We start from the raw sequence: 23227 nt of genomic DNA, 5'->3' as shown, positions 1-23227 counted from the left end.
AGCGCGCGACCGCCTTGGGGTACGACGCGATATCGCGCCAGGCGCCAGGGCGTATGCGCACAAATCCCCTGGGTGAAATTGGCGCGAAACACATGTATGTCTTAGGGGTTGGGGTGGGGCGGATATCGAGCGCCGCCCGCGCGGCGCATCGCGAGCTGCGCTCGCTCCTACGTTTGTTTCGGGCCAATTATTCCTGAGGGATTAGCGCGCGGGGGCCTTGGCGCATGGCGCGATATCGCGTCGTACCAACAAGGCGGTCGCGCGCTTCTGTCACAGGCGTCACGGGCCCGAAACAAACGTAGGAGCGAGCGCAGCTCGCGATGCGCCGCGCGCGCGGCGCTCGATCTCAAGAGCACTGCAACTGGGAGCGGGCGTGCCCGCGAAAGGGCCGGCACAGGCCAACGAAAATGGCTCAGGCCACCTCCGCTCCATCATCCGGCCAATGCGGCTCGTTGGCCCCCGGCGGAGTCAGCGGCGGCAGCCCATAGGCCGCCCGCGCATCATCACAGCTGGGATTATGCACCCCACCCTCCCACGATGCCTCGAACTCACGGCACGGGCTGGAACGGTTGGCGTAGATGGTGCACGCCACCTCGGTACCGATCTCGCCTTGCAAGCTCACGCAGCGGCAAGGCTTGGCGTCGGTGCCGATCATGGCAACGCGGGTGGGGTTGATCTGTACCACCAAGCCATCCGGCACAAGGCCGCCGGCAGACTGGCATTCGCCCCAGAAGAACGACACACGGAAGTACCCGCAGCAGGCGCCGCAGTCAAGGCAAGGGTTATATTCGGACATGATGGCACGGAGGGAAGGTTGTTGTTATCGGGGCTGGGCCCGCGCGCCATTTGTAATCGAAGCCAGGTCGGCTGAGAAGAGGGGTAACGCAAAAATAGTTTGCCATTGATCCGGCAAGCCCGGGCCCGCCAAGGCGGGCCCGGGAAACGCGTTACTTTTGAGTCAGACCATCGGCCCGGAACATCTGACGAATTCCACGTATCGCCTGGCGAATGCGGTCCTGGTTCTCGATGAGGGCGAAGCGCACATGGTCGTCCCCGTAATCACCAAAACCGATGCCCGGCGACACACAGACCTTGGCATCGGCCAGCAACTTCTTGGAGAACTCGAGCGAGCCCAAGTGTGCGTACTGCTCCGGAATCTTCGCCCACACGTACATTGACGCCTTGGGGTTCTCGACCATCCAGCCCAGCTCGTGCAGCCCCTTGACCAGCAGGTTACGGCGCTGCCGGTACTGCTCGGCGATGTCGCGCACGCACTGCTGATCGCCTTCGAGGGCGGCGATGGCTGCCACCTGCAATGGCGTGAAGGTGCCGTAGTCGTGGTAACTCTTGATCCGCGCCAGAGCGCTGACCAGCTCGGGGTTGCCGACCATGAAGCCGATCCGCCAGCCGGCCATGTTGTAGCTCTTGGACAGGGTGAAGAACTCAACCGCAATGTCCTTGGCGCCCGGAACCTGCATGATCGACGGGGCCTTCCAGCCGTCGTAGACGATATCGGCATAGGCCAGGTCGTGCACCACCAGCACGTCGTACTGCTTGGCCAGGGCCACCACGCGTTCGAAGAAGTCCAGCTCCACGCACTGGGCGGTAGGGTTCGACGGGAACCCGAGAATCATCATCTTCGGCTTGGGGATCGACTCGCGTATCGCCCGCTCCAGCTCGTTGAAGAAGTCCACGCCTGGCACCAGGGGCACGGAGCGTACCTGGGCGCCGGCGATCACCGCGCCGTAGATGTGGATCGGATAACTGGGGTTGGGCACCAGGACGGTGTCGCCGTGGTCAAGGGTGCCGAGCATCAGGTGCGCAAGGCCCTCTTTCGAACCGATGGTGACGATGGCCTCGCTCTCTGGGTCGATATCGACCTCGTAGCGTCGCTCGTACCAGTTGGCGATGGCCCGCCGCAGGCGCGGGATGCCCCGGGAGGTGGAGTAACCGTGGGTGTCATCGCGCTGGGCGACCTGCACCAGTTTCTCGACGATATGCGCCGGAGTCGCGCCATCGGGATTGCCCATGCTCAAGTCGATGATGTCCTCGCCACGGCGGCGTGCGGCCATCTTGAGCTCGGCAGTGATGTTGAACACGTAAGGGGGCAGACGATCGATACGCGCGAAGCGGCGCGGCGAACCTGGATTAGCCATGGAAACCTCTGAAGACGTAAGCGCCCGGAACCGTCCGAGCGACGCTGGCCGATTTGGCGGCCTGATTCAGACGATAATGCCGAAATGAGCACCCTGTAAAGGATGATTTCCTGTTTTAGCCCGGCTTTTCAGACTTTATTTTTGAAAATGCACTTTTAGGCTTTGTGCGCAGCCCTTAAATTCCGGGCGTAAAAAAACCCGACGCCAGGCCGGGTTTTCGGGTGAAGCACCCGCCTCGATCAGCGCGCGTAGGTCATCAGCACATCAGCAGCGGTCTGGCTGTCGACGCCCATCATCAGGCTCAAGGCCATGACGGTGAGGATCGAGAAGCCGAAGACCTTGCGTGCCCACTTGCTGTCATCCTCAGCCTTGTAGCCGCCCCACGCCATGTACAGCCAGTACAGGCCCATGGCAGCGGCCACCGCCAGGTAACCAAGGCCGGCATAGCCGCCCAGGGTCAGCATCACGCAAGCGAGGACGAAGGCCAGTACGTACAGCACGATCTGCTTCTTCGCCGCGAGGATGCCGCGGGCCACCGGCAAGACCGGGATATTGGCCGCGCTATAGTCCTTGAAGCGGAAGATCGCGATGGCAAAGCTGTGAGGCATCTGCCACAGGCTGAACATCACCAGCAGGGTCACTGCCGCCATGTCGAAGCTGTTGCTCACGGCGCAGTAACCGATCACTGGAGGCATGGCCCCCGACAGGCTACCGACCAAGGTGCCGTGGACCGACTTGCGCTTGAGCCACAGGCTGTAGAAACCGACATAGACGATGAAACCTGCCAATGCGCAGTACGCCGCCAGCGGGTTGGCCTGGACATACAGCAAGCTGAAGCCCGCCACCCCGAGCAGGGTGGCGTAGACCAGCGCGAGGGTCAGCGACATGCCGCCCTGAACCATGACGCGGTTCTTGGTGCGCTCCATCTTGTGGTCGATGTCACGGTCGATGCAGTTGTTGAACACGCATCCGGACGCCACCACCAGCGAAGTACCGATCACCACCGCCAGGAACAGGGCGAAGTCCACATGGCCCTTCGAGGCAAGGAAGAAGCCGCCTGCCACGGAAAGCACGTTACCGAAAATGATCCCCGGTTTGGTGATTTGGATAAAGTGCTTAACGGACATGCAGTCTTACCTCACTTGGCCATCATTTCGAAGTGGATGCTGAACATGATCCACAGCGACAGGCCGACCAGCAGAGCGATCACCAGGGTGGTGAACAGGAACGTCGATACGTTGTTACGTTGCTCTTTCGAGCGGTCCATGTGCAGGAAGTACACCAGGTGTACCACTACCTGGATCACCGCCATGGCGACAACGATCAGAACGGTCAGGTTCTTCGGCAGGCTCGGGAACATCACCAGGCCGAATGGAATCGCGGTCAGGATGATCGACAGTACGAAGCCGATCATGTACGAGCGAACGCTACCGTGACCGCCTTCGTGATGAGTGTCGTGTGCGTTAGCCATTACAGAACCCCCAGCAGGTAGACGACGGTGAATACGCAGATCCAGACCACGTCCAGGAAGTGCCAGAACAGGCTCAGGCAGCTCATGCGGGTCTTGGCGGTCGGCGTGATGCCGTGCTTGTTGATCTGGTACATCATGATCGCCATCCAGATCAGGCCGGCGGTCACGTGCAGACCGTGGGTACCTACCAGGGCGAAGAAGCCCGACAGGAAGCCACTGCGCTGAGGGCCGAAGCCCTCGCCGATCAGGTGATGGAACTCGTAGATTTCCATCGCGATGAAGCCTGCACCGAACAGGAAGGTCACGGCCAACCAGCCCAGTACGCCTGCTTTCTTGCCATCGAACATCTTCAGCATGGCGAAGCCGAAGGTGATCGAGGACAGCAGCAGGAACAGCGTTTCAACCGCTACGAAATCGAGCTGGAAGATGTCGTGACCCGACGGGCCGCCGGCAAAACTGCCGGACAGCACCGCGTAGGTGGCGAAGAGCGACGCAAACAGGATGCAGTCGGTCATCAGGTACAGCCAGAAACCGAATACGGTCATCTGACCCGAGTCGTGGTGGTGGTCATCGTGAGCATGGTCATGACCATGCGCGCCACCGTGGATTACTTGGCTGGACATTGATTACACCCGTTCAAACGATTCGACACGTGCGCCGGCAGGCAGAGCACCTGCATTGGCCAGCGCTTTGAGACGCTCGCCTTCGATGCGCGCAACTTCTTCGGCTGGAACCATGTAGCCCTGGTCGTCACGTGCAGCGTGGCGGACGAAGACTGCGATGGTTGCCAACAGGCTCGCGCCTACCAGCCACCAGATGTGCCAGATGAAGGCGAAGCCGAACACGGTCAGGAACATACCCATGAACAGACCGGTAGCGGTGTTGTTCGGCATGTGGATCGGCTCGTACTTGCCAGGCACCTTGTAGGCAACACCGGCTTCCTTGGCTTCGTTCCAGCAGTCCAGGCCAACTTTCTCTGGCATGTGGGCGAAGTTGTAGAACGGCGGTGGCGAGGAAGTCGACCACTCCAGGGTACGGCCGCCCCATGGGTCGCCGGTCACGTCCAGGTTCTGCTCGCGATCGCGGATCGAGACGAAGATCTGGATCAGCTGGCAAGCGATACCGCACAGGATCAGCACGGCGCCGACCACGGCCACGTACAGGTAGGGTTCCCACAGCGGGTTGTCGGAGTGGTTCAGACGACGGGTCATGCCCATGAAGCCCAAGGCGTACAGCGGCATGAACGCCACGTAGAAGCCCGAGATCCAGAACCAGAACGCAGCCTTGCCCCACTTCTCGTTCAGCTTGAAGCCGAACGCTTTTGGCCACCAGTAGGCGAAGCCGGCGATGTAGCCGAATACCGCACCACCGATGATCACGTTGTGGAAGTGAGCGATAACGAACAGGCTGTTGTGCAGCACGAAGTCAGCGCCAGGTACAGCCAGCAGGACGCCAGTCATGCCACCGATGGAGAAGGTGATCATGAAGCCCAGGGTCCACAGCATTGGCGCAGTGAAGCGCACGCGGCCCTGGTACATGGTGAACAGCCAGTTGAACAGCTTCACACCGGTCGGAATGGAGATCAGCATCGTCGCCAGGCCGAAGAAGGTGTTGACGCTGGCGCCGGCACCCATGGTGAAGAAGTGGTGCAGCCAAACGGCGAAGCCCAGCACGGCGATGGCGCCCGATGCGTAGATCATCGAGTGGTGGCCGAACAGACGCTTGCCAGAGAACGTCGAAGTCACTTCCGAGAACACGCCGAAGGCCGGCAGGATCAGGATGTAAACCTCAGGGTGACCCCACGCCCAGAACAGGTTGACGTACATCATCGGGTTCCCACCAAGCTCGTTGGTGAAAATGTGGAAGTCCAGATAACGGTCAACGGTCAGCAGCGCGAGTGCAGCGGTCAGGATCGGGAACGAAGCCACGATCAGCACGTTGGCCCAGGTGCAGGTCCAGGTGAAGATCGGCATGTCCATCAGCTTCATGCCAGGGGCGCGCATCTTCATCACGGTGACGAGGAAGTTGACGCCGGTCAGTGTCGTACCCAGGCCTGATAACTGTAGCGCCCAGATGTAATAGTCGACACCGACTCCGGGGCTGTACTGAATGCCTGCGAGCGGCGGATAGGCAACCCAGCCGGTCTTGGCGAATTCACCAACGCCCAGCGAGATGTTGACCAGCAGCACGCCTGCCAGCAGCAGGTAGAAGCTCAGGGAGTTCAGGAACGGGAAGGCAACGTCACGTGCACCGATCTGCAGCGGAACCGCAAGGTTCATCAGGCCGGTGAAGAACGGCATCGCCATGAAGATGATCATGATCACACCGTGGGCGGTGAAGATCTGGTCATAGTGTTCAGGCGGCAGATAGCCTTCGGAGCCGCCGGTAGCAACCGCCAGCTGAGTACGCATCATGATCGCGTCGGCAAAGCCGCGCAGCAGCATGACCATCGCGACGACGATATACATCACCCCGATTTTCTTGTGGTCGACGGTGGTCAACCACTCGGTCCACAAGTAACTCCACTTGCGGAAATAGGTGATAGCACCAACGACAGCGATACCCCCGAGCGCAATCATGGCGAGCGTCACCATGACTATCGGCTCGTGGAAGGGCACCGCCTCCAGGGTTAATTTACCGAACATCTCTTACTCCTCTGCACCGGCAGCTGGTTGCATAGTCGATTCCACACCCTTGGTAGTGGCCAGGTCTTTGCTGCCTGCTTCTTCGTGGCTCGGACGACCGCGGTTCATGCCTTCGTACTTGTCGACGATGAGCTGGAACTGGTCAGGCGAAGCCTCGCTGTACAGCTCGACTGGGTTGTTTTCGCTTGGTTTGGCCAAGGCGTCGTAGGTAGCCTTGTCCAACTTCTTCGGCGACTGCTTGACCTCGGCGACCCACTTGTCGAAGTCTTCCTGGGAGGTGGCAGTGGCCTTGAATTTCATGCCGGTGAAGCCAGCACCGCTGTAGTTGGCGCTGATACCGTCGAACTCGCCATTTTCGTTGGCGATCAGGTGCAGCTTGGTGGTCATGCCCGCCATCGCGTAGATCTGGCCGCCCAGGCCTGGGATGAAGAACGAGTTCATCACGGCGTCGGAGGTCACGCGGAAGTTGACCGGAGTATTAGCCGGGAAGACGATCTTGTTGACCGTGGCAATGCCCTGCTCCGGATAGATGAACAGCCATTTCCAGTCCAGCGCGACCACGTCGATCTGCACCGGCTTCACATCGGAATCCAGCGGACGGTACGGGTCCAGCTTGTGGGTCGACTTGTAGGTGACGTAGCCCAGGGCAATGATGATGATGATCGGGATGATCCACACCGCAGCCTCGATCTTGGTCGAGTGCGACCAGTCGGGGGTGTAGGTGGCAGCCTTGTTGGAAGCGCGATACTTCCAGGCGAACGCCACGGTCATGATGATCACCGGAATGACCACCAGCAGCATCAGGCCGGTGGCGATCAGGATCAGGTTCTTTTGCTCAATGCCGACCTGACCTTTCGGGTCGAGCAGGGTCCAGTTGCACCCACTGAGTAAAAGCATGCCTAAAAAGGGCAATATGCCAAACAGTCTGGGGTAACGCTTTTTACTCATCTCACGACCTCTAGATCAGCTTGCTTCAATGCAATTTGTGTTTTGGTAGCCAACACTTCGTCCTGCCAAGTGAGGCATTGCGCGCCCGTACTCGCTCCTGCCGGGGGTCCGACTGCAGGACCTTGGCGTCAAGCGGGTTAGCGGTGCGTGTGGTTTCGTAGGCAACAGGCCTGTACTTCAGACCAAGTCCATTTGGTGCGGGAAAACGCGGAGGGGGGTCCGCCCGGTCTCGCCGTTGGGCGAAACTTGACGAAGTCAGCAAAAAGGAGCGCTGGGGCTTCCTTCAATCCTGCGACTCGCAAGCAGTGCCGAACGGAAATTGGGGGCGATTGTAGATAGGTCGCAAACCCTTGACTATGACTTATTGAGCAACAGTCTTTTACAGGATCTGCAACAATGACGGGAGGAAAATCAACTTCGCGACAGTTTGTCGCACCCCGCTTGCTAGCGCTGCAAGCCTTCTATTGCAAGGGCTTGAGGTTGATCCAGATCAAGCGGGAGGCGACTTTTTACTCTTCACAGCCGGCGCAAAAGACCTCAGCGAAATCGTGACTTTGGTCTAACCCTGGCGCCGGTTGCGGTAGATGCCCAGCGGCACCAGAACGGCAGTCAGCACGAAGGCCACCAAAGCCCACTGCGCCAGCGACAACCCCAGCACCGGTGGGTAGGGCGTGCTGCAGAAGCCGTCGACCTGGAAGGCCAGTGGCCAGAGCTTGGCCAGCGGCAGGTCATCGACGATCGGCTGCAACGTATCGATGCCGCAACTGACCATGGGGTTGGCGAGTATATACACATGGTTGCCGGCTGCAACGATTCCCCCGACAGCGCTGAGCACGACCAGCCCTTCGAACAGCGTCAGGCTGCGGCGTCCGGGCATGGCAGCGGCGATGAAGGCGAACAGGGCGATAAAGAGCAAGGCGTAGCGTTGCAGGATACACAGCGGGCACGGGGCCTCGCCGAGCACCACCTGCATGTACAGCGCGCCGCCGATCAGCGCCAGGCAGATGACGCCCAGCAGCACCAGAAAGCGCCGTTCGCGGTTCAGGCGCGATGATTCTTCGTTCATTGCCGATTCCTTCGATGAGTAGATGGCAGCTTGACCCGCCTGCCTGGCGCGATTCTACACAGGCACGGCGTGCTAGGCGTCGAGGAACCGTTACGACCTTCTTGCGCGAGATCCGGAGAAGTAAGACAGGCTAGCGCGAGATAGTTCCACGGTGGCCAGCGAGGGGCTGCCCGAATGTCAGGCAGGGACCAGCCCTCGACATCCGGGAGTGAAGGATACAGCGATTAAACCAGGATTAAAGATGAAAGGTGCACAGGCGCCTTTCATCTTTCCTTTTATATAGGCAGGAAGTATTACCTGACGGCTGCTGGCTCATTCCAGTGCGGCGGCCGGCCCGAAGAACTCGTAACGGCTTTGCACCTCGGGGATACCAAGCTTCTTCAACTGGCGTTTGACGGACGCCATGAACCCTTTGGGCCCAAGGAAATACACATCGACGTCGCGCTCGCGCGGCAACCATTCTTCCAGCAATGCTTCAGACAGCTGACCGACGGCGTGCGCGCGGTTCGCTGTGTCTGGCTCGGCATAGCAATAGAAGCGCTTGAGCTGCGGATGGCGTGCGGCCAGGCCATCCACCCAATCGCTGAAGGCGTGCACGGCGGCATTACGGGCACAGTGGATAAAGTGCACAGGACGCTCGGTCTGCAGCGCCGCTTCGAGCATCGCCAGGGTCGGCGTGATGCCTACCCCACCGCTGATCAGTACCAGCGGCTTGGCGCTGGCGGCCAGGGTGAACTCGCCTGAGGGCGGGAACAGCTGCAGACTGTCGCCGACCGCCAGCCGGTCATGCAGATAATTGGAGACCTTGCCATTGGCTTCGCGCTTGACGCTGATGCGGTATTGACGACCATCGCACAGCGCCGACAGCGAGTAATTGCGCCGATGCTCGGCACCGTCGATGAACAGCTGCAAGCCAATGTACTGGCCGGGCTCGGCGGCGAGTACCGCCTGGCCGTCCAGCGGAGCGAAATACAACGAGGTGATCTCGTCGCTCTCCTGCTCGCGGCGCACCAGGCGGAACTCCCGCGTCCCGCGCCAGCCGCCAACCGCCTCTTGCTTGCGCTGGTAGAGGTTTTCCTCGGCGCCGATCAGGATGTCGGCAAGCTGGCCATACGCCGCAGCCCAGGCCGCCACCACTTCAGCGGTGGCGACTTCCGTGCCCAGCACCTCCTCGATGGCCCGCAGCAGGCAGCGGCCGACGATGGGGTAATGTTCCGGCAGAATCTGCAAGGCGACATGTTTGTTGATGATCTGACCGACCAGGCCACCGAGCTGGTCCAGGCGATCGATGTGCCGCGCATACATGAGTACGCCATTGGCCAATGCCCGTGGCTGGTCGCCACTGGCCTGGTGGGCCTGGTTGAACAGCGGGCGCACTTCGGGATACTCGCTGAGCATCATGTTGTAGAAATGCGTGGTCAGTGCCTCGCCGCCCGTTTCCAGCAGGGGCACGGTGGCTTTGATGATTGCGCGTTGTTCGGCGGTGAGCATTCAGGTAACTCCTGAGCCAGTGGCTTGAGATGAATGCCTTAGGGATTACAGCTTTCATGCCAACTTTTTTATTCAGCAAAATCAGTGCTTTAGGCATAAACATGTCAAATTGACCCGCCTGCGCGTATAGTCATTATGACCAAAAGGAGTCCTTATGACTGCAAAGCCCCTGCTCACTGCCCTTCTGCCACTGGTCAGCGACCTGTCGCGCGACCTGCCCGACCGGGAACGCTACCGCCGGTTGCTGCAAGCCATGCGCAGCCTGCTACCCTGCGACGCCGCTGCACTGTTGCGCCTGGATGGCGAGTGGCTGGTACCGCTGGCGGTAGACGGACTGGCGCCCGATACCCTGGGTCGGCGCTTCAAGGTCAGCGAACATCCACGTTTTCAGATTCTGCTGAGCAACCCGCAGCCAACCCGTTTCGCCAGCGACTCGGAGCTGCCGGATCCGTATGACGGGCTGGTCAATACCCCGCAGGCGACCCTCGAGGTACACGACTGCATGGGTTGCCCGTTGATGGTCGAGGAACGGCCCTGGGGCCTGTTGACCCTGGACGCATTGACGCCCGGGCAGTTCCAGAGCCTGGAGCTCGATGCCTTGCAGGCGTTCGCCAGCCTTGCGGCAGCCACCGTCACCGTGGCCGAGCGCATCGAGCATCTGGCGCTGCGCGCCGAAGACGAACGCCACCGTGCAGAGGTGTATCGACAGGCCAGCGGCCTGGACAGGCAATTGATTGGCCAAAGCCCTGCGCACAAGCGCCTGCTCGAGGAAATCCGCCTGGTCGGCAGCAGCGACCTGACGGTGCTCATCACCGGCGAAACCGGCGTCGGCAAGGAGCTGGTGGCGATGGCCTTGCACCAGGCCAGCAACCGAGCCGACAAGGCCTTGGTCAGCTTGAATTGCGCCGCCCTGCCCGACACCCTGGTTGAAAGCGAGCTGTTCGGGCATGTTCGCGGCGCCTTCACAGGCGCCCACGGCGAGCGTCGCGGCAAATTCGAACTGGCCAACGGCGGCACGCTGTTTCTCGACGAAGTGGGCGAATTACCACTTACCGTGCAGGCCAAGCTGCTGCGCGTGTTGCAGAGCGGTCAGCTGCAGCGCCTGGGGTCGGACCGCGAGCACCGGGTCGATGTGCGCCTGATCGCCGCGACCAACCGTGACCTCTCTGCCGAAGTACGTGCCGGCAACTACCGCGCCGATTTTTATCACCGCCTGAGCGTTTACCCGCTGCACGTACCGCCGCTGCGTGAACGAGGCCGGGATGTGCTGCTGCTGGCAGGCTTTTTCCTCGAACAGAATCGATCGCGGCTGGGTTTGAACAGCTTGCGCCTGAGCAGCGAGGCCCAGACAGCACTGCTGACCTACGACTGGCCCGGCAACGTGCGCGAGCTGGAGCACTTGATCGGCCGCTCTGCCCTCAAGGCCATGGGTCGACATCCGCAGCGCCCGCGCATCCTTACCCTGGAAGCCAGCGACCTGGACCTGCAGCTGGCCCAAGCGCCCTCCCCTGCTGCACCCGCGTCAGGCCCGCAGGTGCCTGAGCGACTGCCGCCTGGTGGCCTGCGCGAGGCCCTCGACGATTATCAGCGTCAGTTGATTGCCGCGTGCCTGCAAAGGCACCAGCACAGCTGGTCGGCAGCAGCCCGCGAGCTGGGTCTGGACCGCGCCAATCTAAGCCGTTTGGCTCGTCGTCTGGGGCTGCGCTGACCCTTCTACGAAAGGACTAAGGCCTAAGTTCATTAACTAAACGACTACCGCCAAAGCCATCTGGTGGCGATTTTCTGGACTGCTATATCTCCCTAATCTCCGGTTACACGGCCATCACCCTGGCCGGCCTTGCGCACCGCGTCATGCCTGGCGCGTTGCACGGGTCAAGGATCGCCGAAGTCGAGCCTGTGTGCCGAAATCCAGCAGGGAGCAGTCATGGACAACATCGTCGTCGCCGATAAGCAATCCGCCGTAGCCACCCAGAATGCCTGGGGCAACATCACCCTCAACAGCCCTGGCGTGGTGCAGATGCCCGTAGCGCCCGACCAGGTGGCCACCGTCACCCGGCGCGGGCAGGACCTGATCGTCACGCTCAAGTCCGGAGAGAAGGTCACCGTCGGCAACTTCTTCGCCGTTGACCAGGCAGGGGTTGCCAGCGACATGGTCTTCGTCGGCGAAGACGGCACCCTGTGGCACGCCAACTACGATTCGACGGCCTTTACCGGCTTTACCTTCGATGAGGTGAAATCGCTTGACGAGTTGGTGGCTGGCATCGGCACGGCAGGCAACGAAACATCGACCTTCGCCTTTGCCGCGCTTGGCCTGCTGGGCGCAGGCGGCGTGGCGGCAGCGGCAAGCGGTGGTGGTGGTGGCGGCGGCGGTGGTGGTGCACCAGGCGACACGACGGCCCCCGCCACGCCGATCGACCTGCTGGTATCGCCCGATGGCCTGCGCCTGAGCGGCCGCGGCGAAGCCGGGGCGCGGGTGAATGTCTTCGATCCAGCGGGCAATCTGATCGGAACCGGTACGGTGAATGCCGACGGCAGCTTCGACGTCGCCCTCAGCAGCCCTCAGGCCAACGGCGAAAATCTCACGGTCAGCCTCACCGATGCGGCCGGCAACACGTCGCAAGCCGGCACCGTCACCGCGCCCGATACCACCGCACCGGTCGCACCGACCGATCTCGCTGTCAGCCCGCAAGGCGACACGGTCACTGGCCGCACCGAGCCCGGCGCCACCGTCGAGGTGCGCGGTGCCGACGGCGCGCTACTGGGCAGCGCGGTTGCTGGCGCCGATGGCCAGTTCAGCGTCACCTTGCAGCCGCCCCAGACCGACGGTCAGGCCTTGCAGGTGACCATCACCGACACGGCAGGTAACGTTTCCAGCGGCACCGTGATCACTGCCCCTGACGACGGCCTCGGCAACCCACCCGACACCACCCCTCCCCAGCCCGCCAGCGATCTGCTCATCAGCGCCGATGGCCGCACCGTCTCGGGGCGCGGTGAGGCAGGCACGACGGTCACTGTGCTCAACGACCAGGGCCAGGTGATCGGCACAGGCACGGTGCAAGCCGATGGCACGTTCAACCTGCAACTGACCACACCCGTGACCGACGGCTCGTCGCTGCAAGTGACGTTGACCGATGCCGACGGCAACGTATCGGCTGCCAGCCCGCTGACTGCGCCCGATCTGCAGGCGCCCGGGCAACCGACCGGGCTGGCCCTCGCCGATGGCGTGACCCTGACCGGTACGGCGGAGCCCGGTGCACGCGTGGAAGTGCGCGATGTCAACGGCACGCTGATTGGCAGCGCCATCGTCGCTGCCGATGGCAGCTTCAGCCTCACCTTGAACCCTGCGCAAACCGACGGTGAACACCTGGCCGTCACCGTGACCGACGCGGCCGGCAACAGCTCTGCCCCGCTCGATTACACCGTCCCGGATACCACGCCACCTGCGATCATCAGCAACGTGATCATCGGCAACGGCAGCGTGGTAGTCAGCGGTCGCGGTGAACCGGGTGCTACCGTGCAAGTGCGCGATGCCGATGGCGCCGTGCTCGGCAGCGGCGTGGTAACGGCCAATGGCACCTTCCTGGTCGAGCTGAATGGCCCGGTCAGCGCGGGTCAAACGGTCGTTCTGGTGCAGACCGACCCAGCAGGCAACCCTTCGGACCCGCTCAGCGTGATCGTACCGGCTGCCGCGGTACCGCAAAGCCCAGCCGATCTGCTACTGAGCCCTGACGGCAGCAGCCTGACCGGCACCGCGCCGGCCGGTAGCCTGGTAGAGGTCCGCGATGCCAGCGGTGCGGTGATCGGCAGCGTCCAGGTGGGTAATGACGGCACCTTCACCCTGCCACTCACCCCGGCCCAGGCCAATGGCGAACTGCTCGATGTGGTGGCGATCGACACCGATGGCAACAGCTCGCTGCCCACCCAGATAGGCGCGCCCGACATCACCGCGCCGAACCAAGCCAGCGATCTGCAGCTCGCCGCCGATGGCGTGACCCTGACCGGCCGTGGCGAAATCGGTGCGACGGTCGAGGTCACCAACGCCCAAGGGGTGCTGCTGGGCACTGGCGTGGTGGCCCCCAATGGCACCTTCACGGTCATCCTCGACGCGCCTCAGACCGATGGTCAGGTTCTGGACGTGGTGCTGCGCGACGGCGCCGGCAACAGCTCGAGCGCGCCCTTCACCGCACCTGATCTGGACGGCCCGCTGCAGCCTTCGGCCTTGGCCGTGGATGTGACCGGCCTGCAACTCACCGGTGAGGGCCAGGCTGGCTCGATCGTCACCGTGCGCGCTGCCGACGGCACAGTGCTGGGCACCACCACGGTGGGCGCCGACGGGCGTTTCAATGTCACCCTCAGCCAGCCCCAGCGCAACGGCGAAAGCCTGTCGGTCGAGGCTACCGACAGCCAGGGCAACAGTGCCGGGCCGGTCACCTTCATCGCACCGGACACCACCGCGCCGCAAGCGGTCGGCACGCCGGCCATCGATGGCACCGGCAGCACCGTCACCGGGACCGGCGAAGCGGGTGCAACGGTTACCGTAAGGGGCCCGAACGGCGCTGTGCTGGGCACCGCTGTGGTCGGCGTCGATGGCAACTTCAGCGTGACCCTCGACAGCGCGCAGAACAACGGCCAGGCCCTGACCGTCGAACAACGCGATCCGACTGGCAACGTGTCGGTCAGCGTCGCTCTGGCGGCGCCAGACACCACCGCGCCAGTCAGCACCGCCGACCTGGCGCTGTCCAGCGATGGTGCGCTGCTCAGCGGCACCGGTGAGGCCGGCGCGCAGGTCCAGGTGACCGGCGCCGACGGCGTCGTCCTGGGCAGCGCCGTGGTGCAGGCCGATGGCAGTTTCAGCGTGACCATCGATCCTCCCCAGCTCAACGGCCAGACCTTGACCGTGGTGCAGGTCGATGGCGGCAACAACGTCTCCCCAGTCAATACCATCACGGCCGCCGACCTGCAGCCGCCGGCACCTGCGCAAGGCCTTGCCCTGAGTGGCGATGGCCTGGTGCTGAGCGGCCAGGGCGAACCTGGCGCCACGGTGCAGGTGCGCGATGCTGCCGGGCAGTTGCTCGGCAGCGACGTGGTCGACGCCGACGGCAACTTCAGCGTCACGCTCACGCCTGCGCAGACTAACGGCCAGACCGTGTCCGTGGTACTGACCGACGCCGCTGGCAATGCCTCCGGCTCGACACCGTACACTGCCGCCGACACCAGCGGCCCAGACGTCCCTGGCGCTTTGCAGGTCAGCGCCGACGGCACCCTTGTGCTGGGCAGCGGTGAAGTGGGCGCCACCGTGCAGGTGCGCAACGCGGCTGGCGATTTGCTGGGCAGCGTCGTAGTGCCGGCCGGGGGCAGTTTCAGCGTCGCGTTGACCCCGCCACAACTGGATGGCGAGGTCCTCTCCGTCATCCAGGTCGACGCCCAGGGCATCGCATCGGCTACCGGCCAGGCCACTGCGCCTGACCTGACCCCGCCCGCAGTGCCGGGCGACCTTGCAATCAGCGCCGATGGCCTGGCCCTGACCGGCACTGCGCCCGGCGCAGCGTCGGTCACGGTAATCAGCCCAACTGGCGTCGAGACCACGCAGGCAGTCAACCCTGACGGCAGCTTCAGCGTGCCGTTGACGCCTGCGTTGCTCAATGGCGAAACCGTCACCGTGGTGGTTACCGATGCCGCCGGCAACAGCACCCTGCCGACCCCGGTCAGCGCTGCGGACACCACACCGCCAGCGGCGGCCACGGACATCGCCGTGAGCCCGGATGGCGCCCTCATCAGCGGCACCGCCGAGGCCGGCACCACGGTCATCGTGCGCGACGGCACGACCGAGCTGGGTACAGCGGTCGTGGCAGCGGACGGCTCGTTCGTGGTCACGGTGGATCCGCCGCTGCAAGCGGGCGACAACGTGCAACTGGTGGTGCGCGACGGCGGCAACAATGAAACTGGCATCAACGTAGCGGGGCCAACCGGCGCTGAACTGGCTGCACCAAGCAACCTCAGCCTGAGCGCCGATGGCTTCCTGCTGACCGGTGAAGGCACGGTCGGCAGCCTGATTACCGTCACCTCTGCCGGCACCACACTGGGCAGTGCCACGGTGGGCAGCGACGGCATCTTCCGCATCTTCTTCGCCAATGCCCTGCTCAACGCCCAAACCCTGAACGTCACGGCGCGCGCCTCGGCAAGCGGCGCGCCTTCGGTGCCCGCCACCATCGTTGCGGCAGACACCACGCCGCCCGACGCGCCTGCGGACGTTGCGATCAACCGCAGCGGCAGCCTGGTGTCTGGCCGTGGTGAGGTAGGCGCGACGGTCAGCGTAAGCGATGCGAGCGGGACATTGCTTGGCACCGCCGTAGTGGGCAGCAACGGCCTGTTCAACGTGACCTTGGTGCCTGCCCAGGCCAATGCCCAGAATCTCACCATCACCCAGGCCGATGCCGCCGGCAATGTCTCGCTGGCCGCCACCGTCCAGGCTGCAGACCTGCAAGCGCCGGGCGCCGCCACCGGGCTGAGCCTGAACAACGCCGCCACCGTGGTCAGTGGCCAAGGCGAAGCGGGGGCGCTGGTCACGGTGCGCGATGCCAGCGGGGCGATCCTGGCCACCGGCACGGTCAACCAGAGCGGGCAATTCCAGATCACCCTGCCCAGCGCACAAACCACCGGCAGCGCGCTGCAGGTGACCCTGAGCGATGCCGCAGGTAATGTCTCCGGACCGGCCAGCCTGGCCACGCCAGATCGCACGCCGCCGGCTGCGGTCACCGACCCGGTGCTGAGCGCCGATGGCCGCCAGCTTTCCGGCAGCGGCGAGGTGGGCGCCACCGTGCAGGTGCGCGATGCCGCTGGCAGCGTGCTGGGCAGCGCAACGGTAGGCGCCGATGGCCGCTTCACCGTGAACTTCGCCACCGCGCAAGCCGATGGCCGCGCCCTCGGTGTGAGCCAGGTGGATGCAGCCGGTAACGTGTCGCCGGCCGTGAGTGTAACGACCCCGGACCTCACCGCCCCCGCCGCCCTGAGCAACGTCGTGCTCAACAACAACGGCCTGACGCTGACCGGGCTGGGCGAAGCCGGTGCCAGCGTGACCGTGCGCGGTCCCGATGGCACCATCATCGGTACTGGCCAGGTCGCCGCCAACGGCAGCTTCACCCTGACCCTGGACAGCGCCCAACTCAATGCCCAGCGCCTGAGCGTGACGCAGACCGACGCCGGCAACAATACCTCGGCTGCCGTTGCGGTAACGGCCCCTGACTTCACCGCGCCTGCAGCACCGACTGCACTGGCCCTGGCGGCGACCGGCCTGCAACTGAGCGGTACCGCCGAGGCCGGCAGCACAGTGACCGTCCGCAATGCTGCCGGGACCGTGCTGGGCACTGCAGTGGCCGCCAGCAACGGCACCTTCCAGGTCACCCTGGCCAGCGCCCAGACCAACGGTCAGACCTTGCAGGTGACGGCGACCGACGCTGCGGGCAATGTATCGCCCGCCGCCGCCTACACCGCAGCGGACACCACGGCGCCTGAGGCAGTGACCAACCTGGCAGTCTCGGCCGATGGCGCGACGCTGACTGGCACCGGTGAAGCAGGCGCTACGGTCACGGTGCGTGCCGCCGATGGTAGCCCCCTGGGCACCGCGGTCGTCGGCGCCGATGGCCGCTTCAGCGTCGCCCTTGTCCCTGCCGCGATCACCGGCGAAAGCGTGAGCGTGGTACAGGCCGACGTGGCGCAAAACGTCTCGCCTGCACAGAGCATCCTGGCACCGGGCGCGCTGGTGCCCGACGCGCCAGACAACCTGCTGCTGTCCGCCGACGGCCTGGTCGTCAGCGGAACCGCCGCGCTGGGCAGCACGGTCAATGTCTACGGCCCTGGCGGTGTATTGCTGGGTTCGGCGCCGACCGCCCTTGACGGCACCTTCAGCGTCAACCTCGGCAGCGTTCAGGCCAATGGCGAGCTGCTGCAGGTGAGCGCCGTGGGCAGTGACGGCAGTGCTTCGCTGCCTGCGGACCTGCAGGCGCCCGATACCACCGCGCCGCAACCGCTGAGTGACCTTGTCTTGTCCAGTGACGGCCTGGTCTTGAGCGGCCGTGGCGAAGCCGGCGCGAACGTGACCGTGCTGGGTCAGGGTGGCATCGAGCTGGGCACTGGCGTGGTCGATGCCAGTGGCAACTTCAGCATCACCCTGGCCACCGCGCAGCTCAACGGTGAATTGCTCAGCGCCGCCCAGGCCGACGCGGCAGGTAACGAGTCCAACAGCGTCAGCCTGACCGCCCCGGACCGCATCGCCCCCGACGCCCCTGGCGGATTGGCCTTCTCCAGTGGCGGCAGCCTGCTCGACGGCAGCGGTGAAGCCGGCGCCAGTGTGCGCGTGGTAGCCACCGATGGCACCGTTCTGGGTACGGCCGTGGTGCGCGACAACGGCACCTTCCAAGTGACTCTGAGCCCCGCGCAAGCCAATGGTGAGCAGGTGCAGGTGATTCTGACCGATGCCGCCGGCAATCAGTCGACCCCAGGTACCGTGATCGCGCCTGATATCACGCCACCGGCCGCGCCAGCAGAGCTTACGATCTCCAGCGACGGCGTGACCTTGACCGGACGCGGCGAGCCGGGTGCGCTGGTCACCGTGCGCAATGGCGCAGGCGATCCGATCGGCACCGCCACCGTCGAGGCCAGCGGCGACTTCACCGTGACCCTCAGCCCTGCGCTGGGCAATGCCGAAGTGCTCAGCCTCACCCAAGCCGACGCTGCCGGCAACGTGTCGCCACCGAGCAGTTTGCAAACGCCCGACTTCACGCCACCCGATGCCCTCACCGATGTCGTCATCAACGCCGACGGCAGCGTGGTCAGTGGTCGCGGCGAGGTCGGCGCGACCGTCACCGTCAGCGACGCCGCGGGCGTGGTACTGGGGACGACCGTGGTGCTGGCCGATGGCAGCTTCCGCGTCGAGCTCACGCCGGCGCAGATCAATCAGCAGGTGCTGTCGGTGCAGCAGGCCGACCCACCTGGCAACATCAGCGCGCCGGTCACGGTCAATGCACCTGATCTGACGCCTCCGGAGGCAGCCTTGAACCTGCGGCTCAACGCCGCTGGCGACCAGCTGGGCGGCACCGGGGAACCCGGCAGCACCGTTCGGGTGTATGTCGGCACCACTGAAATCGGCACCACCACGGTCGCTGCCAACGGCACCTTCCTGGTCGACCTGGATGCAGCCCAGCTCAATGGCCAAACCCTGCAAGTGACCCTGGAGGACGCAAGCGGCAACGTCTCGCCGATCAGCACGGTGCTGGCTGTGGACAGCACTCCGCCGGCCACGGTCGTGGCCACGCTCAACGGCAGCGGCACCCAGTTGATCGGTACCGGTGAGGCCGGCGCGCGCGTTACGGTGATCGACAACCAGGGCAATCTGGTTGGCCAAGGCACCATCGACCCCGACGGCACCTTGGTGCTCAACCTCGACACGCCGCAGATCAATGGCCAGGTCCTCACGGTGATCGCCCAGGACGCGACTGGCAATCCATCGGCGCCGCTGCAATTGACCGCGCCCGACCTGGTGCCGCCGCCGCAGCCTGCCAACCTGACCCTCACTGGCAACGGCACGTTGCTCAGCGGCACTGGCGAAGTGGGCAGTGTCATCAGCGTGCGCAACCCCGCCGGTACGGTGGTCGGTACCGTTACCGTGCCCGACGGCGGGACGTTCACTGTGACCCTGACGCCTGCGCAGAACAACGGCCAGCTGCTGACGGTCATTGCCACCGACGCCGCCGGCAACACCTCGATCCCTGCCGAGTACCAAACCCTCGACACCCTGCCGCCAGAGATCGTCACCAACCTGGGGGTCAACACCACCTATGACATCCTCACCGGTCGCGGCGAACCAGGCGCAACCGTGACCGTCAGTTTCAATGGTGGTGTCATCGGTACCGGCCAGGTCGACAGCGGTGGCAATTTCTCGATCCCGCTGCAACCTGCGCCAGGCTCGGGCGCCTCGCTCGCCGTGACCCAGACCGATGCTGCCAATAACACCTCGGCGGTGGAGACTTACCTGACGCCACTGGTGCCTCCACCGGCGTCACCCTTGAACGTCACACTGGCTGCTGACGGCCTGACCCTGACGGGCACGGCCACCACGGGTGCGTCCATCCGGGTCTACGACGCCGCTGGCAACCTGATCGGCAGTGGCAGCGCCAACATCGGCAATGGCGGTTTTTCGATCACCCTCAACACCCCGCAGCTCAACGGCGAAAACCTCTCGGTAACAGCCGGATCGCTGCTTGGCGGCGAGTCGCAGCCGGTGTTCATCACCGCTGCTGACATCACCCCACCAGCCAATCCAGTGGTCACCGCCTTGTCGGCCAACGGCTTGGTGCTCAGCGGCACCGGTGAAGCAGGCGCCACGGTCACCGTACGGGACGCCGCCGGCAATGTGCTGGGCAGCGGCCTGGTCAACGGTGCCGGCGGCTTCGCCATCAACTTGAGCAGCGCCCAGCTCAATGGTCAGGTGCTGAGCCTGACCCAGGCCGATGCGGCATCCAACGTCTCCGGCAGCACCGCGTTCACCGCCCCTGATACCCAGGCGCCGCTGGCGCCGACCAACTTGCAGCTCAGCGCGGGCGGCACCTTGCTGACCGGCACTGGTGAACCTGGCGCAACCGTTACGGTGCAAGGCCCGGGCGGCCCATTGGGCACAGCTGTCGTGCAGCCCGACGGCAGCTTCACCGTGGCACTGAGCAGCGCCCAGGCTAACGGCCAGGCCTTGCTGGTACGCCAGGCTGACGCTGCCGGCAACCAATCGGGCAGCGCTGGCATCACCGCGCCCGATACCACGCCACCGACCGCGCCGGTGGCTGCCATCAATGCCAACGGCACGGCAGTCACAGGCTCCGGCGAGGTCGGCAGCACCGTCACCGTGCGCAACAGCGCAGGCGCCGTGCTGGGCACTGCCACGGTTGGCAGCAACGGCCTGTTCGTGGTCAGCCTCAGCGCCGCGCAGATCGATAACCAGGCCCTGAGCGTCACCCTCACCGACGCTGCCGGCAACACCTCGACTGCCACGCCGCTGACCGCGCCCGACTTCACCCCGCCGGCCAACGCCGCCAACCTGGTCATCAGTGCCGACGGCAGCACCTTGACCGGCACTGGCGAGGTCGGTGCCACGGTCACCGTGCGCAGCGCCACTGGCACCGTGTTGCAAACCGCCGTGGTGCAGCCCAATGGCAGCTTCAGCGTGACCCTGAACCCGCCGCAAGACAACGGCCAGGTGCTCTCGGTAACGCTTACCGACCCGCGCAGCAATGTCTCCGGCAACGTCAACATCACCGCCCCGGATGTGGATGCCAATGCGCCTGTCGTCGCCAGCGACAACCTTGCCACCGCTACTGTCAACCTGGCACCGGTCACGGCTACGCAGACCTACAGCGACAGCTTCACCACGCTGCTGTCCGGCTTCAGCAAAACCTTCACCTGGACGGTGGGCGCTGGCACTACGGTCGACCCAACGCTGACGCTCACCACCAATAGCGTGCTGGCGCTGCTGAACAACGCCACCTTTACCTTGCAGGTCAAGAATGCCAGCGGCGCCTGGGTCAACCTCGCCGTCGGCAATACCCAAGGCTTGCTCGACCTGATCATCCTGCCGATCGGCCTGCAGGTGGACATCGGCAGCCTGCAAGCGGGCGACTACCGCCTGACCGTGGCCAGCGGTGGTATCGGCCTGGTTACCCAGGTCACCACCACCCTGGATATCGCTGCCACCAGCCTGACTCAGTTCACCGGGGTCGGCACGGCGGTGTCGGGCAATGTGGTCACCGATCCAGGCACGGATGGCACGGTCGATGCCCGCGGGCCGGACAGCGGCGCCGTACTGCAGGTGTTGAAAAACGGCGTCTATGTCGCTGCCGGCAGCGGCACCACGGTGCAGGGCCAGTACGGCACGCTGCTGATCAACGCCGATGGCAGCTACACCTACACCCCCAATGGCAGCCCTGCCAGCGTGGGCAAGGTAGACGTGTTCAACTACCAGTTGGTGCACCCCAACGGCTTGTCGGACGGCGCCAACCTGTATGTGCGCATCGACAGCCCGCAAGCCAACGAAATCTGGAACAACGGCAACCTCGGCGCGCCAGCCACGGTCGTCGATGCGGTCAACGATATCGACAGCACCAGCATCACCTTGGCCAACCGCGTCGACACCAGCAGCAGCACGCTCGGTAGCTTGGCCTTGCCGGTGATCGGCAGCCGCTCGGCCACCTACACCACCACAGTTGCCGCCGACACCACGGCCAACCTGCAGGTGGTGGTCAACTCCACCAACCTGCTGGCGCTGCTCAACGGCACCACCATCGACCTACTCAAGCTCAACCCGGCGACTGGGCAGTATGTCGTGGTGCAGTCGGTCGGCGGCGCATCGCTGGTCAGTTTGCTGGGCGGCGGCGCAGGCTACACCTTCCAGAACCAGGCAGCCGGCGCTTACCAGGTACGGGTGACAGCCGGTGGTATCGGCTTGGCCAGCTCCATCACCACCAGCGTCAACGCCACTACCACGCACCTCAACGAGTTCGTGGTCAGCGGCTACACGCCGGTTACCGGCAACCTGATCACCGACCCCACCGGCGCCGATAACCTCGGCTCTGCGTTGACTGTGCTGAGCGTGCTGACCGCAGCCGGCACCTATGCCATTCCGGGCTACAACGGGGTCAGTGTGACCGGTACCTACGGCACGCTGCTGGTGCAGGCCGACGGCAGTTACACCTATACCCTGAAAAGCGGCCTGACCTCGGTCGCCGTTGGCAAACAGGACGTCTTCACCTATGAGCTGACCCACCCCAACGGCACCACCGACACCGCCACGCTGACCGTCAACCTGAACAACGCCAGTGGCGCTCGGGCCTTCTCCGCCCTGGTAGCCGATACTGACGACGATCATGTGGCCCTGGCCAGCGTTGCGGCAGCGGCCGGCAGTGAAGCGTTGCTGGGCAGCGACGCTGACGATCACCTGGTGGCGAGCCAGGGTGGGCAGGTCACCCTGGAGGGCGGCGCGGGCAACGACACGCTTGAGGTGATCGACCAGAACTTCGCCAGCGTCGACGGTGGCAGCGGCACCGACACCCTGCTCTGGGGCGGTGGCGATGCCAGCATCGACCTGGGGGCCCTGGCCGAGCGTATCCACAACATCGAGGTCATCGACCTCAACGACACCAGCGCGGTGGCGCTGACCCTCAACCTGGCAGACGTGGTAGCGGTCACCGAGCCTGGCAATGACACGCTAATCATCAAGGGGGACAACAATGACACGCTGCACATGACCGACAACTGGAACCTGGTCGGCAACCACAGCGCCGAGGGGATCGACTATAACCAATACACGGCCCAGGAAGATCCGAGCCACCACCTCTGGGTGCAGAACAGCATCCATATAGTCTGAGGCCGCTGTAACCCGCCGGGCGTAACGCCCGGCGACAAGGACGAG

At 64.2% G+C, this 23227-nt stretch carries 11 protein-coding genes; 2 read left to right on the top strand and 9 right to left on the bottom strand.

Going from position 1 to position 23227, the window contains the following annotated elements:
- Positions 1–412: 412 nt before the first annotated feature.
- From ACLEJW_RS00950 to hmpA, 9 genes are all read right to left on the bottom strand, one after another.
- Positions 413–796 carry a YkgJ family cysteine cluster protein gene (locus ACLEJW_RS00950; protein ID WP_313302490.1) on the bottom strand — a complete coding sequence of 128 codons (384 nt, stop codon included), beginning with the start codon at positions 794–796 and terminating at the stop codon, positions 413–415.
- Positions 797–947: 151 nt separating this feature from the next.
- Entirely contained in the window at positions 948–2156 is a 1209-nt protein-coding gene (gene alaC, locus ACLEJW_RS00945; protein WP_145191963.1) for an alanine transaminase, read from the bottom strand.
- Between the two features lie 239 nt (positions 2157–2395).
- Positions 2396–3283 (bottom strand): heme o synthase, encoded by an 888-nt coding sequence (gene cyoE, locus ACLEJW_RS00940; protein WP_313302486.1) that lies wholly within the window; start codon positions 3281–3283, stop codon positions 2396–2398.
- 11 nt (positions 3284–3294) lie between these two features.
- Positions 3295–3627, bottom strand: a complete 333-nt coding sequence (gene cyoD / locus ACLEJW_RS00935; RefSeq protein ID WP_145191957.1) for a cytochrome o ubiquinol oxidase subunit IV — start codon at positions 3625–3627, stop codon at positions 3295–3297.
- Positions 3627–4250, bottom strand: coding sequence for a cytochrome o ubiquinol oxidase subunit III (cyoC, locus tag ACLEJW_RS00930; RefSeq protein ID WP_145191954.1), 624 nt, complete (start codon positions 4248–4250; stop codon positions 3627–3629). Before cyoC ends, cyoD begins: the two co-directional genes overlap by 1 nt.
- A 3-nt stretch (positions 4251–4253) precedes the next feature.
- Positions 4254–6272, bottom strand: a complete 2019-nt coding sequence (gene cyoB / locus ACLEJW_RS00925) for a cytochrome o ubiquinol oxidase subunit I (RefSeq protein WP_145191951.1) — start codon at positions 6270–6272, stop codon at positions 4254–4256.
- Between the two features lie 3 nt (positions 6273–6275).
- A complete protein-coding gene (cyoA, locus tag ACLEJW_RS00920) occupies positions 6276–7220 on the bottom strand; it encodes a ubiquinol oxidase subunit II (RefSeq protein ID WP_145191948.1) in 945 nt (314 codons plus the stop codon).
- A 559-nt stretch (positions 7221–7779) separates the two neighbouring features.
- Positions 7780–8286, bottom strand: a complete 507-nt coding sequence (locus ACLEJW_RS00915) for a disulfide bond formation protein B (protein ID WP_313302481.1) — start codon at positions 8284–8286, stop codon at positions 7780–7782.
- 312 nt (positions 8287–8598) lie between these two features.
- A complete protein-coding gene (hmpA, locus tag ACLEJW_RS00910) occupies positions 8599–9777 on the bottom strand; it encodes an NO-inducible flavohemoprotein (protein WP_440776859.1) in 1179 nt (392 codons plus the stop codon).
- 154 nt (positions 9778–9931) lie between these two features.
- Here hmpA and norR point away from each other — a divergent pair, with 154 nt between their 5' ends.
- Together norR and ACLEJW_RS00900 are read left to right on the top strand one after the other, a co-directional pair.
- A complete protein-coding gene (gene norR, locus ACLEJW_RS00905) occupies positions 9932–11485 on the top strand; it encodes a nitric oxide reductase transcriptional regulator NorR (protein WP_440776858.1) in 1554 nt (517 codons plus the stop codon).
- A 216-nt stretch (positions 11486–11701) separates the two neighbouring features.
- Positions 11702–23182, top strand: coding sequence for a BapA/Bap/LapF family large adhesin (locus ACLEJW_RS00900; protein WP_440776857.1), 11481 nt, complete (start codon positions 11702–11704; stop codon positions 23180–23182).
- The last annotated feature ends 45 nt before the right edge of the window (positions 23183–23227 follow it).

It is taken from the genome of Pseudomonas sp. SMSB3 (assembly GCF_052041965.1).
GTDB lineage: Bacteria > Pseudomonadota > Gammaproteobacteria > Pseudomonadales > Pseudomonadaceae > Aquipseudomonas.
This window is presented reverse-complemented; position numbering and strand designations above follow the sequence as displayed.